Origin of the sequence: Caballeronia calidae, from assembly GCF_900044055.2 — a bacterium.
GTDB lineage: Bacteria > Pseudomonadota > Gammaproteobacteria > Burkholderiales > Burkholderiaceae > Caballeronia > Caballeronia calidae.
On sequence record NZ_FCOX02000012.1, the window covers coordinates 132,274 to 145,602 of the forward strand.

13 protein-coding genes are annotated in these 13,329 nt (G+C 64.7%); 10 read left to right on the plus strand and 3 right to left on the minus strand.

Annotation, left to right across the window (positions count from 1 at the left end; all coding sequences use genetic code 11):
* Positions 1-85: 85 nt before the first annotated feature.
* The gene (locus AWB78_RS13985; protein WP_062605182.1) at positions 86-862 is read right to left on the minus strand and encodes an IclR family transcriptional regulator; all 777 of its coding nucleotides are present in this window, start codon (positions 860-862) and stop codon (positions 86-88) included.
* 238 nt (positions 863-1,100) lie between these two features.
* On the opposite strand from AWB78_RS13985, the gene AWB78_RS13990 reads away from it, so the two are divergent.
* From AWB78_RS13990 to AWB78_RS14030, 9 genes are read left to right on the plus strand one after another with little or no spacing between them, the layout of a single operon-like run.
* Positions 1,101-2,108, plus strand: coding sequence for a sugar ABC transporter substrate-binding protein (locus AWB78_RS13990; protein WP_062605183.1), 1,008 nt, complete (start codon positions 1,101-1,103; stop codon positions 2,106-2,108).
* 8 nt (positions 2,109-2,116) lie between these two features.
* Positions 2,117-3,622: a sugar ABC transporter ATP-binding protein gene (locus AWB78_RS13995; protein ID WP_232477704.1), complete on the plus strand. Its 1,506-nt coding sequence runs from the start codon at positions 2,117-2,119 to the stop codon at positions 3,620-3,622.
* On the plus strand, positions 3,612-4,634 hold the full coding sequence (locus AWB78_RS14000) for an ABC transporter permease (RefSeq protein ID WP_062605185.1): 1,023 nt from the start codon (positions 3,612-3,614) through the stop codon (positions 4,632-4,634). Before AWB78_RS13995 ends, AWB78_RS14000 begins: the two co-directional genes overlap by 11 nt.
* 10 nt (positions 4,635-4,644) lie before the next feature.
* Entirely contained in the window at positions 4,645-4,962 is a 318-nt protein-coding gene (locus AWB78_RS14005; RefSeq protein WP_062605186.1) for a UxaA family hydrolase, read from the plus strand.
* Positions 4,963-4,971: 9 nt separating this feature from the next.
* Positions 4,972-6,240: a UxaA family hydrolase gene (locus tag AWB78_RS14010; RefSeq protein ID WP_062605187.1), complete on the plus strand. Its 1,269-nt coding sequence runs from the start codon at positions 4,972-4,974 to the stop codon at positions 6,238-6,240.
* Positions 6,241-6,289: 49 nt separating this feature from the next.
* Positions 6,290-7,339 carry an aldo/keto reductase gene (locus AWB78_RS14015; protein ID WP_062605188.1) on the plus strand — a complete coding sequence of 350 codons (1,050 nt, stop codon included), beginning with the start codon at positions 6,290-6,292 and terminating at the stop codon, positions 7,337-7,339.
* Positions 7,336-8,172 (plus strand): amidohydrolase family protein, encoded by an 837-nt coding sequence (locus AWB78_RS14020; RefSeq protein ID WP_062605189.1) that lies wholly within the window; start codon positions 7,336-7,338, stop codon positions 8,170-8,172. Before AWB78_RS14015 ends, AWB78_RS14020 begins: the two co-directional genes overlap by 4 nt.
* Positions 8,173-8,224: 52 nt before the next feature.
* Positions 8,225-8,968, plus strand: coding sequence for an SDR family oxidoreductase (locus AWB78_RS14025; RefSeq protein ID WP_062605190.1), 744 nt, complete (start codon positions 8,225-8,227; stop codon positions 8,966-8,968).
* Positions 8,969-9,010: 42 nt separating this feature from the next.
* Positions 9,011-9,859 carry an ureidoglycolate lyase gene (locus tag AWB78_RS14030; RefSeq protein WP_062605191.1) on the plus strand — a complete coding sequence of 283 codons (849 nt, stop codon included), beginning with the start codon at positions 9,011-9,013 and terminating at the stop codon, positions 9,857-9,859.
* Positions 9,860-9,933: 74 nt separating this feature from the next.
* Here the strand turns inward: AWB78_RS14030 and AWB78_RS14035 are convergent, their stop codons facing one another.
* Positions 9,934-10,374 (minus strand): PaaI family thioesterase, encoded by a 441-nt coding sequence (locus tag AWB78_RS14035; protein WP_062605192.1) that lies wholly within the window; start codon positions 10,372-10,374, stop codon positions 9,934-9,936.
* Between the two features lie 271 nt (positions 10,375-10,645).
* Between AWB78_RS14035 and AWB78_RS14040 the strand changes: the two genes are divergently transcribed.
* Positions 10,646-12,187, plus strand: coding sequence for a methyl-accepting chemotaxis protein (locus AWB78_RS14040; RefSeq protein WP_062605193.1), 1,542 nt, complete (start codon positions 10,646-10,648; stop codon positions 12,185-12,187).
* 6 nt (positions 12,188-12,193) lie between these two features.
* Here AWB78_RS14040 and AWB78_RS14045 read toward each other — a convergent pair whose 3' ends face one another.
* Positions 12,194-13,324: an AGE family epimerase/isomerase gene (locus tag AWB78_RS14045; RefSeq protein ID WP_082883310.1), complete on the minus strand. Its 1,131-nt coding sequence runs from the start codon at positions 13,322-13,324 to the stop codon at positions 12,194-12,196.
* Positions 13,325-13,329: the final 5 nt, after the last annotated feature.

Below are 13,329 nucleotides of genomic sequence, written 5' to 3' on the forward strand. Positions count from 1 at the left end.
CGTCGGAATGAACACGGCGGCGCGCCGGCATGGCGCGCCGTCATTTTGAGAGGGTCGTCATTCTAACGCGCGAAGCATGTGCCGTTCAGTCGTGCATCATCGAAAGCGATGCCGTCGCGTCTTTCAGTAACGCCGTCACGTCTTCGATCGATGGCGCCACATACTCGTCGATACGCCGCATGTAAGGACAGGTGAGCGCGGCGATCGCCTGCCCCGACGGTCCGAGCAGCGGAAACGTCACATCGGTGACGCCGAATGTCTGCTGACTGTCCTTCTTCGAATAACCGGTGTCGCGAATCTGCCGGTAGTCGGCGTCGAGCACCGCGCGATCGAGCGCGAGTTCGCCCTTGACCTTCGTATGCTCCGCGAGCATGTGCTCGCGCTGCTCGTCCGTCTGGAAGGCGAGCATCACGCGGCCCGAGCCGGTATCGATCAGCCCGACGCGCGACCCCAGCCGCACCGAAATGCCCCACGTGCCGGGCCCGTCCACTTGTGCGATGACAAGCAGATTGCCGCGATCGTAGACCACGAGATGCACCGACTGCTCGGCGGCATCCGCGAAACGCTGCATGACGGGCAGCGCTTCGGCGATCAGCCGGTTCATCGGCGGATGCCGATGCGCAAGCGCATACAACTTCAGGCTCAGCGAATAGCGGTCGCCCTCGGGCGAGCGCACCACGTATTGGCGCGCGACGAGCCGCTCCAGCATCCGATACATCTCGCTCGCGTTGCGCCCGAGCATCTTCGTGATTTCCGCGCGCGTGAGCCCCGATTTCTGCTCGGACAGCAATTCGAGGATGTCGAGCCCCTTGTCGAGCGCGGGCGCGCGATAGCGGTCGGCGTCGTTGTCTTCCACGTCCATGTGCAGTCTGGGTCGGTTCATGAATTCGCGCCGAGTTTAAGCCTTTTGTCAGCGAACGCCGTTTCCGTCGATGAAAAACCCGCTAGGGAAATTACCGATCTGTCTCGATGCGCGCCGTTCTTGACTTCGAATTGTGCGTATATGAATAATACGTTCACTGATGAATCGATGCCACCGACAGTTTCTCGCAGCACCCCACGTTGCAGTCACGAAGAACAGCACATCAGGAGACACGCAGATGAAGTTCACCAGGAAACTCGCGGTTGCCGTTGCTATCGCGGCGGTCGGTACGATCGGGCTCGCGCATGCCGCCGAGAGCGGCAAGGTCGGTCTCGGACTGCCGATGCTCACATCGCCGTTCTGGCAGTCGTACAACAACTACTTGCCGAAATACGCGAAGGAAATGGGCATCGACATCCTCGCGCCCGTCAACTCGAACGGCGATCCGGCGCAGCAGATCACCGACATGAACAATCTGCTGAACCTCGGTGCGAAGGGCATCCTCGTCGGACCGCTGGATTCGGCGGCGATCAGCCGCGCGCTCGATGCGTCGTCGGCGAAGAGCGTGCCGGTCGTCGCGGTCGATGTCGCGCCGACGCAAGGCAAGGTCGCGATGGTCGTGCGCGCCGACAACCGCGCGTACGGCACGAAGTCGTGCGAGTACATCGGCGAGCATGTGAAGTCGGGCAAGGTCGTGCAGATCATGGGCGATCTGGCGTCGGTGAACGGCCGCGACCGCTCGGAGGCGTTCCGCGCGTGCCTGAAGAAATATCCGTCGCTGAGCCTGCTCGAGATTCCGGCGGCCTGGAAGGGCGACGCCGCCGCGACCGCGCTCGACAGCCTCCTGACCGCGAATCCCGATGTGAAGGCGATCTACATGCAGGCGGGCGGCGTCTATCTGTCGCCGACGCTGCAGACGCTGCGCCGCAAGCAACTGCTCGTCAAGGCGGGCGATCCGAAGCACATCGTGATCGTGAGCAATGACGGCATCCCGCAGGAATTCGATGCGATCCGCCGCGGCGATATCGACGCGACCATCTCGCAGCCCGCCGATCTGTACGCGAAGTACGGCCTCTTCTATATCAAGGCGGCGCTCGCCGGACAGACTTTCAAGCCCGGCCCGACGGATCACGGCAGCACGATCGTCCAACGTGGGCCCGGCATTCTGGAAGATCAGTTGCCCGCGCCGCTCGTGACGAAGTCCAACGTCGACGACAAGTCCCTCTGGGGCAATACGATCAAATGAGCAATCAAATGAGCGCGCCCGTCGTAGAGGCATTGGGCTTGACGAAGCGCTACGGTTCGACGGCAGCACTCGCCGACGTCACGATGCGCGTGCTGCCCGGCGAATCCCACGCGCTCGTCGGGCGCAACGGCGCGGGCAAGTCGACGCTCGTCTCGATGATCACCGGCCTGCGCAAACCCGACGCCGGCGAGATCCGCTTCGGCGGCGAACCCGCGCCGCCGCTCGCGGACCGCGACGCATGGCGCGAGCGCGTCGCGTGCGTTTATCAGCACTCGACGATCATCCGCGAGTTGTCCGTCGCCGAGAATCTGTTCATCAACCGGCAGCACCGGCGTGGCGGCGTGATCGACTGGCGCGCGATGCGCCGCGATGCCCGCGCGCTGCTCGATCACTGGAAGATCGACGTGCGCGAGGACGCGCGCGCGGGCGACCTGACCGTCGAGGCGCGGCAGCTCGTGGAGATCGCGCGGGCGCTGTCGTACGGCGCGCGCTTCATCATCCTCGACGAGCCGACTGCACAGTTGGACGGCGAGGAGATCAAGCGTCTCTTCAGGCGTATCGAAGAGTTGCAGCGCGAAGGTGTCACTTTCCTGTTCATTTCCCATCACTTGCAGGAAGTGTACGAAATCTGTCAGGCAGTGACCGTGCTGCGCGATGCGCGTCACATCGTCAGCGCGCCGGTTTCGGCGTTGCCGCGCGACAAGCTGATCGAAGCGATGACGGGCGAGCAGGGCGGTCTCAACGTCGCGGATGCGGCAGCGCGTCCACCTTTGGCCGCCGATGCATCGGTCGCGCTTTCGGTGTCGAAACTGCACGGCGATGACTACGGCGACGTCAGCTTCAGCGTGCGACGCGGCGAAGTCATCGGCCTGACGGGCGCGACGACGAGCGGGCGCACGAGCGTCGCGGAGGCCATCGCCGGATTGAAGGCGCAACGCAGCGGCACGATCGCGGTCGATGGCCGCGCGCTTCCTCCCGGCGACGTGCCCGCTGCGCTGGCCCACGGTGTCGGCTGCGTGCCGAAGGACCGGCATCGCGAAGGGCTGGTGCTGTCGCAGTCCGTCGCGGAAAACGCATCGATGACCATCGCGCGAACACTTGGCCGCTTCGGAATCGCGACGCCCGCGAAGAAAAACGCCTTCGGTCGACGCATGATCGCTGCGCTCGGCATCAAGACACTTGGACCCGAGCACGAAGTGTCAGGCCTGTCGGGCGGCAATCAGCAGAAAGTCGTGATGGCGCGCGCGCTCGCCACCGATCCGAACGTGCTCGTGCTCATCGATCCGACCGCGGGCGTCGACGTGAAATCGAAAGAGGCGCTGCTCGGCGTCGTCGAGCGCGTACGCGAGGAAGGCAAGGCCGTGCTCGTCGTCTCCGGCGAGCTCGACGATCTGCGCACCTGCGACCGCGTCCTCGTGATGTTCCGTGGCGCGATTGCCGCCGAATTCCCTGCCGGATGGCAGGACCATGAACTCATCGCATCCGTCGAAGGAGTGAGTCTCCATGAAGCATGACGTTTCCAGTCCCGCGATCGCCGGCGTGCCGATGCAACGGCAGCGCCCGCGCATCGAGCTCGCGCGCTTTCGCGATCTAGCGCTTGTGCCCGCGCTCGCGCTGCTGCTCGCGATCGGCGCGTTCGTCAGCCCGAGCTTTCTGACCCAGGCGAACCTGATCAGCATTCTCGGCGCATCGGCGGCGCTCGCGCTCGTCGTGCTCGCCGAATCGCTGATCGTGCTGACGGGCAAGTTCGATTTGTCGCTCGAATCGACGGTCGGCATCGCGCCCGCAGTCGGCGCGATGCTCGTGATGCCCGCGGCATCGTCGGGATTCGGGCTCGAATGGCCGGCTGCGGCGGGGCTCGCGGCAATTCTCGTCGTGGGCGCGGCGGTCGGGTTCGTCAACGGCTTTCTGGTCGTGCGTCTGCGGCTGAACGCGTTCATCGTCACGCTCGCGATGCTGATCGTGCTGCGCGGGATGCTCGTCGGCGCGACCAAGGGCGGCACGCTCTTCGACATGCCGCCGTCGTTCTTCACGCTCGCGACCACGCTCGTGCTCGGTCTGCCCGTGTCGGTCTGGCTCGCGGCCGCGGCCTTCGCGATCGCCGCGTTCATGCTGCGCTATCACCGTCTCGGCCGCGCGCTCTATGCCATCGGCGGCAATCCGGAAGCGGCGCGCGCGGCGGGCATCCGCGTCGAGCGCATCACCTGGGGCGTGTTCGTTCTGGGCAGCGTGCTCGCGTCGATCGGCGGCTTGATTGTTACAGGCTATGTCGGCGCGATCAACGCGAACCAGGGCAATGGCATGATTTTCACGGTGTTCGCCGCTGCGGTCATCGGCGGTATCTCGCTCGACGGCGGCAAGGGCACGATGCTCGGCGCACTGTCAGGCGTTTTGCTGTTGGGCGTCGTGCAAAACCTGCTGACACTTGCGCAAGTTCCGTCGTTCTGGATTCAGGCGATCTACGGCGCGATCATCCTCGGCTCGCTGATGGTGGCGCGGCTCGCGGGTGGCGAAGCACAAACTTGAGATATCGACGATGCAACCAACAACCGACCCGCGCCTCATCCTGCTGAGTCCGGAAGACAACTGCCTGATCGCCGCGGCGCGCTTGGCCGCAGGCGAAACGCTGATGATCGAAGGCGAGGCGGTCACGCTCGCGACGACCGTCGATCTCGCGCACAAGCTCGCGCGGCACGCGCTGTCGAAGGATGACAAGGTGCTGCGCTACGGCGCAATCATCGGCCATGTGAATGTCGATGTCGCGCGCGGCGAGCATCTGCATACGCACAATCTGGAAAGCGACTACATCCCCACCTATACGCACGACGCTGGTCACACTTACGTACAGCACTAGAGCACGCCTATGAACACTCCCGCACTCCAGGGCTATTTGCGCGCCGATGGCCGCAAAGGCATCCGCAATGTCGTCGCGGTGGCGTATCTCGTCGAATGCGCGCATCACGTCGCGCGCGAGATCGTCGCGCATTTCCGTCCATCGATCGATGCGTTCGATTCCTTCGATCCGCAGGCCGAACCGCCCGTGCATCTGATCGGCTTTCCGGGCTGCTACCCGAACAGCTACGCGGAAAAGATGCTGGAGCGCATCAGCACGCATCCGAATGTCGGCGCGGTGCTGTTCGTGTCGCTCGGCTGCGAGAGCATGAACAAGCACTATCTCGCCGATGTCGTGCGCGCGAGCGGCCGCCCCGCCGCCGTGCTGACGATCCAGGAAACGGGCGGCACGCGCAGCACGATCCAGAACGGTCTCGATTGGGTGCGCGAGGCGCGCGCGACGCTCGCCGCGCAGGAGAAAGTGCCGATGGCGCTCGATGAACTGGTCGTCGGCACGATCTGCGGCGGCTCGGACGGCACGAGCGGCATCACGGCGAATCCGGCGGTGGGCCGCGCATTCGATGCGTTCATCGGCGCGGGCGCGTCGTGCATCTTCGAGGAAACGGGCGAACTGGTCGGCTGCGAGTTCCACATGAAGCGGCGCGCGGCGCGGCCCGAACTCGGCGATGCGATCGTCGACTGCGTGCAGAAGGCCGCACGCTACTACACGGCGATGGGCCACGGCTCGTTTTCCGTCGGCAACGCGGACGGCGGCCTCACGACGCAGGAGGAAAAATCGCTCGGCGCCTACGCGAAAAGCGGCGCGTCGCCGATCGTCGGCATCATCAAGCCGGGCGACGTGCCGCCGACCGGCGGCCTCTATCTGCTCGATGTCGTGCCCGATGGCGAGCCGCGCTTCGGCTTTCCCAATATCAGCGACAACGCGGAGATCGGCGAGCTGATCGCGTGCGGCTGCCACGTAATTCTCTTCACGACGGGACGCGGCTCGGTGGTCGGCTCGGCGATATCGCCGGTGATCAAGGTGTGCGCGAATCCGTCGACGTATCGCAACCTGTCCGGCGACATGGATGTCGACGCGGGCCGCATCCTCGAAGGCCGCGCGACGCTCGACGAAGTGGGCCGCGAAATCGTCGATGTGACCATCGCGGTGGCGTCGGGCGCGGCGTCGAAGTCGGAAGGGCTCGGGCATCAGGAATTCATTCTGACTTACAAGACCTTCGAACCCGTCGGCCCCGCGTGTTTGCCCGGCGGCGCGGTACGCGTTACTGTGGCGGCTTGAGTTTGCCAATCCGTCGCGGAAATCGAAACAAACTGACCGGGGTTTGCACATGACCGCAGAAGCGCAAGAAGCCGTTTCGCGCCGGCGCAAGATTGGCCGCACGTCGCTCGATGTCACCGCGCTGTCGCTCGGCACCGCGCCGCTCGGCGGGCTGTATCACGAGCTGACGGAAGAGGAGGCGCGCGCGACCGTCGAGGCCGCGTGGCAGGCGGGCATCCGCTTCTTCGATACCGCGCCGCATTACGGGCACACGAAGGCGGAGCATCGTCTCGGCGATGCGCTGCGCCGATATCCGCGCGGCGACTTCGCGCTCTCGACGAAGGTCGGCCGACGCTTCGTTCCGCGCACGGCGCCCTACGACGGCAGTGAAGGCTGGGCCGCGCCGCTGCCGTTCCAGGCGATCTACGACTACAGCTACGACGGAATCCTGCGCTCGTTCGAAGACAGCCAGATGCGGCTCGGCATGACGGATATCGATATCGTGCTGATTCACGATATCGGCCGGCTCACGCACGGCGAAAAGAACGCGCATTACTGGAAGCAGCTGACCGACGAAGGCGGCTTTCGCGCGCTCGAAGAGTTGAAGCAATCGCGCGGCGTGAAAGCGGTAGGTCTCGGCGTGAACGAAGGCGCGGCCGTGATGGAAGCGATGGCCGAATTCGACATCGACTGCGCGCTGCTTGCGGGCCGCTACACGCTGCTCGAACAGAACACGCTCGACGATCTCCTGCCCGAATGCGAGAAGCGCGGCGTGAGCATTCTGCTCGGCGGCGCGTTCAACTCGGGCATTCTCGCGCGCGGTCTCGATGCGAACGCGCACGGCGATCTCAAGTTCAATTACGGCGATGCGCCGAAGGACATCGTCGAGCGCGTCGGCAAGCTGGAGCGCGTGTGCCGTGCGCATGGCGTCGCGCTCTCGACCGCGGCCATCCAGTTTCCTTATGCGCATAAAGTTGTGGCGACGGTGCTGATGGGCGCGCGCACGCCCGATGAAGTGCGCGAGAACGCGGCGTCGTTCGCGACGCCGGTTCCGTCCGCACTGTGGGATGCGTTGCGCGCCGAAGGACTGCTTCACGCGAATGCGCCGGTGCCGCGATGAATATCGATGCACATCAACACTACTGGGACCCCGCGCGCGGCGACTATGGCTGGCTCACGCCCGACATGAAGTCGCTCTTTCGCGTATTCGGTTCCGATGATCTCGCGCCGCTTCGCAAGTCCGTCGATGTTCAAAAAACGGTCGTCGTGCAGGCCGCGCCGACCGTCGACGAAACGCGCTATCTGCTCGATCTCGCGCGCGGCGACGATTCGATCGCGGGCGTCGTCGGCTGGGTTCCGCTCGATTCGCCCGATGCAGTGAAGATCATCGACGAACTCGCGCGCGACCCGAAGCTGAAGGCCGTGCGCCCGATGCTTCAGGACCTGCCCGACGATACGTGGATCGAACACGCGCCGCGCAAGGAAGCGATCGAGCGCCTGATCGATCTCGATCTCGCCTTCGACGCGCTGATCTTCGCGCGGCACGTGCCTTCGCTGATGAGGTTCGTGGAGCGCTATCCGACGCTCAGGATCGTCGTCGATCATGGCGCGAAGCCGCCGATCCGCGATGGTATCGACGCCGGCTGGCAACCCTGGGCCGATGGCATCGCGCAACTCGCGGCATTACCGCAAAGACTTCATTGCAAACTTTCCGGCCTTGCAACGGAAGCAAATCCGAACTGGACCGAAGCAACGCTGAAACCCTACGTCGCACATCTTCTCGACCATTTCGGCCCCGAGCGTCTGATGTGGGGCAGCGACTGGCCGGTGCTCAACCTCAACGGCAGTTACACTGCGTGGCACAGCACCGCCCGAAACCTCACGTCGCATCTCGAAAAAGCTGAGCAGGACGCGATTTTCGGCGCGAACGCCCGTGCGTTCTATCGCCTCTGAATCGGCTGATATACCCGGCATGTCTCAAAAACACTTCAGACTGGAGCAGTGGATGGTACAAAGACTGGCAGGCAAGACGGCGCTGATCACGGCGGCGGGGCAAGGCATCGGGCTCGCGACGGCCGACATGTTCGCCGCGCAGGGCGCTCGCGTGATCGCCACCGACATTCGCACCGAATCGCTCGAAGGCAAGCCCTTCGAAGTGCGCAAGCTCGACGTGCGCGACCCGCAGGCGATCAACGCGCTCGCGGACGAAATCGGCGCGATCGACGTGCTCTTCAACTGCGCAGGCTTCGTGCACGCCGGCTCGATTCTCGAAGCGAGCGAAGAGGACTGGGATTTCGCCTTCGACCTCAACGCGAAGGCGATGTATCGTACGATTCGCGCGTTTCTGCCGAAGATGCTCGAAAAGGGCTGCGGCTCGATCATCAACATGTCGTCGGCGGCGTCGAGCGTGAAGGGCGTGCCGAACCGCTTCGTGTACGGCGCGTCGAAGGCGGCCGTGATCGGCCTGACGAAATCCGTCGCCGCCGATTTCGTCACGCGCGGCATCCGCTGCAACGCAATCTGCCCGGGCACGGTGGAGTCGCCGTCGCTGAAGGACCGCATCGCGGAGCAGGCGAAAGCGCAGGGCGCGAGCGTCGATCAGATTCAGGCGGCGTTCGTCTCCCGTCAGCCGATGGGACGCGTCGGCCGCGCCGAAGAGATCGCGGCGCTCGCGCTCTATCTCGGCTCGGACGAATCGTCGTTCACGACGGGCCAGATTCACATCATCGATGGCGGCTGGTCGAACTGACCAAGCCCTCATTCTTTTTCGGAACCAGGAGGATCAAATCAGATGAAGCTGCTTCGTTACGGCCCCAAGGGTCAGGAAAAACCGGGTCTGCTGGACGCCGAGGGCCAGATCCGCGACCTGTCGAAGGTCGTCGATGACATCGCCGGCGCGACGCTGACCGAAGCGGGCCTGGCGAAACTGCGCGCGGTCGATGTCGCGGCGCTGCCGGTGGTCGACGGCAATCCGCGTATCGGGCCGTGCGTCGGCCGTATCGGCAAGTTCGTGTGCATCGGCCTGAACTACGCGGATCACGCCGCCGAGTCGAACCTGCCCGTGCCGACCGAGCCGGTCATTTTCAACAAGTGGACGAGCGCGATCTCCGGCCCGAACGACGACGTCGAAATCCCGCGCAACTCGGTGAAGACCGACTGGGAAGTCGAGCTGGGCGTGGTGATCGGCAAGGAAGCCAAATATATCGATGAAGCCAACGCGCTCGATTACGTCGCGGGCTACTGCGTGATCAACGACGTCTCCGAGCGCGAGTGGCAGCTCGAGCACGGCACGCAATGGGACAAGGGCAAGGGCTTCGACACGTTCGGCCCGATCGGTCCGTGGATGGTGACGAAGGACGAAGTCGCCGATCCGCAGAAGCTCGATCTGTGGCTCGAAGTCGACGGCAAGCGCTATCAGAACGGCAACACGAAGACGATGGTCTTCACGGTCGCGCAACTGGTCGCATATCTGTCGAAGGTGATGAGCCTGCAGCCGGGCGACGTCATCTCGACGGGCACGCCGCCGGGCGTCGGCATGGGCGTGAAGCCCGAAGCCGTGTATCTGAAGGCCGGCCAGACGATGAAGCTCGGCATTCAGGGCCTCGGCGAGCAGACGCAGAAGACCGTCGCGGCGAAGTAACGAAAGCCGTCGCACAAACGAAAAACCTCGCTGAAAAGCGAGGTTTTTTGCTTCAAAGGACGGTGATGGATGGCTTATGCGTGGAAGACCGGCTCGCTTGCGACGCCTTCGCTGATGCGCGTGATCGTGCCCTGCGCGACCGCGACGAGCCGCTCGGCGCCGCCATCGGTGACGAACACGTCGCACTGACAAGTCGCCTGCGTCATGCCGGCATGCACGACGCGCGCCCGCGCCATCAGCGTGCCGGATACGGCCGGGCGCAGATAGTTGATCTTGTATTCGCCCGTGACGACCTTCGGCCCGAGACGCAGCGCGCCGGCGAAGGTCAGCGCGTTGTCCACGAGATAGCTCACCACCCCGCCGTGCACGAACCCGTGTTGTTGCCTGAGCTCGTCCCTGATCGTCAGACACAGCGTGAGACTCGCTGAATCGACCTGCATCAGTTTGGTTCCGAGCAAGGCGCTGAACGGTTGCGCATTCAGCGCACCGCGCGCGATATCGACTATTTCGGTCATGCGGACACTCCTTGGGTGGGTTCGGTGCCGTCCTGCAAAGACAATAGGAAGCGTTCGCGCGCACTGCAAGGAAGGGATGCAAAAATTGTGCAACGGTGCGTTTCCGGCGGCATGCGCGCCGCTTCGGCGACGTTCTCCGAAGCGGCGCATTCCCTGCATTCGCGTAGACAAACCGTTGCGGCAAACGATTCAAGCTTTCGGGCGTGACTGCCGTAAACCCGCACTGTCCCCGCATCGGCGGGCCTTAATTCGGAAAGTGTGGGTGCAAGTGATGTTCGGAAAGATCAAGGTTTCATCCGGTTTGCTCGCGGTTCTGGTGGTGTTCTGTCTCTTTCAACTGGTGACCGAAGGGCTCGGTTTCTGGTCCCTGTCGCGCACGCATGACGATGTCGGCAGCCTGTCCGACATCGCGCTGAAGCAGGTCAACGCGGTCAACAAGACCACGCAGCATCTGATGGATGCGCGCATCAACCTCTCCCGCGCCGGCACGCGCATGGTGCGCGGCGGCACCGAGCCGACGGAGATCGTGCAGCACGCCCGCGAGCAGATCGCGGCGGCGGACAAATCGTTCGCGGCGTTCCTGGGCGCGCCGAAAACCGGCGACGAGAACGCGGCGCGCATGACCGCGTTGCAGGCGAAATACGCGGAGTATTCGAAGGCTTTGAGCGAGCTCGTCCAGTATCTCGACGCCGGCAATCTCCAGGCGTTTCTCGATCAGCCGACGCAAGGTTTCCAGGACCGCTATCTCGCGGAGCAGCAGAACTTCGTGAATTTCGGCGATGAGGCGGGCCGCGGCTATCTCGCGTCGATCGATACGCGCTACGCGTGGTTCCGGGCGGTGGGCATCGCGATTCTGGTGGCGCTGATCGCGGGCATCGTGCTCGTGCACATGGCACTGCGCCGTGGCGTGATCGAGCCGCTGGAAGAAGCGGGACGCCATTTCGAGCGCATCGCGAACGGGCGTCTCGACGAGCGCATCGAGGATCGCGGCACGAACGAGATCGGCCGGCTCTACGCGGGCCTCGCGGCGATGCAGGCGAGCGTCGCGAGCACGGTGAAGACGGTGCGCGAGACCTCCGATTCGATCAACTTCGGCGCCGATGAAATCGCGAGCGGCAACGCCGATCTCTCCGCGCGCACGGAAAATCAGGCGGCTTCGCTGGAGGAAACCGCGTCGAGCATGGAAGAGCTGACCGCGACCGTGCGCCAGAACGCCGAGCACGCGCGCGAGGCGAACACGCTGGCAGGCGAGGCGCTCGACGCGACGTCACGCGGCGCGAGCGTCGTCGACGATGTCGTCGAGAAAATGCGCGGCATCGCGTCGAGCTCGGACAAAATCGCGGAAATCATTTCCGTCATCGACGGCATCGCGTTCCAGACCAACATCCTCGCGCTCAACGCGGCCGTCGAGGCGGCGCGCGCGGGCGAGCAGGGCCGCGGCTTCGCGGTCGTGGCGGGCGAAGTGCGCGGCCTCGCGCAGCGCTCGGCGCAATCGGCGAAGGAAATCAAGGAGCTGATCGGCGAATCGGTCGCGCAGGTGGGCGACGGTTCCGTGCTCGTCGAGCGCGCGGGAGCGGCGATGCGCGAAGTGTCGGCGTCGATTTCACGCGTCACGCAGATGATGGCGGAGATCAGCGCGTCGTCGCTCGAGCAGAGCGTGGGCATCGAGCAGGTCAATCAGGCCGTCACGCAGATGGACGAGATGACGCAGCAGAACGCGGCGCTCGTCGAGCAGGCGGCGGCGGCCGCGTCGTCGCTGCACGAGCAGACGCGGCAACTGAAGGCGGCCGTTTCCGTGTTTCAGCTCGCCTGAGCTCGCTCAGACCGGCAAGGCCGCGTACGACGTCGCGAGGTGATACGGCGTCGTCGACGGCATCTCGGCGCGGGTGATTTCGCCCTCCGCCGAGCGGCATTCGACCCAGCCGGTTTCATGCAGGAAGCGCGCGCGAAAACGCGCGATCTGCTCACCGACGGCATCGCCGCGCGTGGCCAGCGCCCGCAGATACTCGGTCTGTGCCCAGATGCGCTGCGTGCCGTCGATCACGCGGCCGGTTTCGTCGAGCGCGGCGTACACACCGCCCGTTTCCTGATCGACGCCGTGCTGCTGCGCGAAATCGAAGGCGCGCACGAGCCTGTCATTGAGGCCCGCCGCTTCGAACGCCGCGTGCCCGCTGCCCAGCGCCAGAAAATACCATTCGAACTGATGGCCCGGCTCCAGCCGGTTGCCCGCCGCGCCCATCGGCAATTCGGCGATCGCGCCGCTCGGCTGGTGCACGAACGCATCCGCGACGGACTGCGCAAGCTGCGCGAGGCGCTTGTCGTAAGCCGGGTCGCCGGTTGCTTCCCGCGCGGCGAGCCATGCTTCGGCCAGATGCATCAGCGGATTCTGCAGCGGGGTTTCGAGCGTCGCGCCGAAATCCTCGGCCAGCACCGCGTTCAGCAGATCGCCGCCGGTCGAAAAGCGCGCCTCGATGAGCCGCGAAGTCTCGTCGAGCAGCGCGAAAGCCTCCGCCGAGCCGCTTTTCTTCGCGTAGTGCGCGGATGCAAAAACCACGAACGCGTGCGTGTACAAATCCTTCTGACGCTCGAGCGGCGCGCCGCTTGCGTCGACGCTATAGAACCATCCGCCGTTGCGTTTGTCCTGAAAATAGTGACGCAGCGATTCGAAGAGCGTCGCGGCGTGCGCGAGGTCGCCGGCTTCGGAGAACACGAACAGTTGCCGCGCGCAGGCCATCGCGCGATAGCGCTTGGGCGGCAGCGGCGCCTGATCGCCCGGTGCGACGGCCTCGTAGGCGAGACCGAGCGACGTGTTGAAGCCCGGCCCGCGCCATATGGGCAGCACGATGTTCGTGTAATGCTCGCGCAATGGCGCGGCGGAATCCGGGCTCGTCGATTGCACCGACTGCATCGATTGCATCGGCGACGAAGCGTTTGATCGTTGATCCTGCATACGAA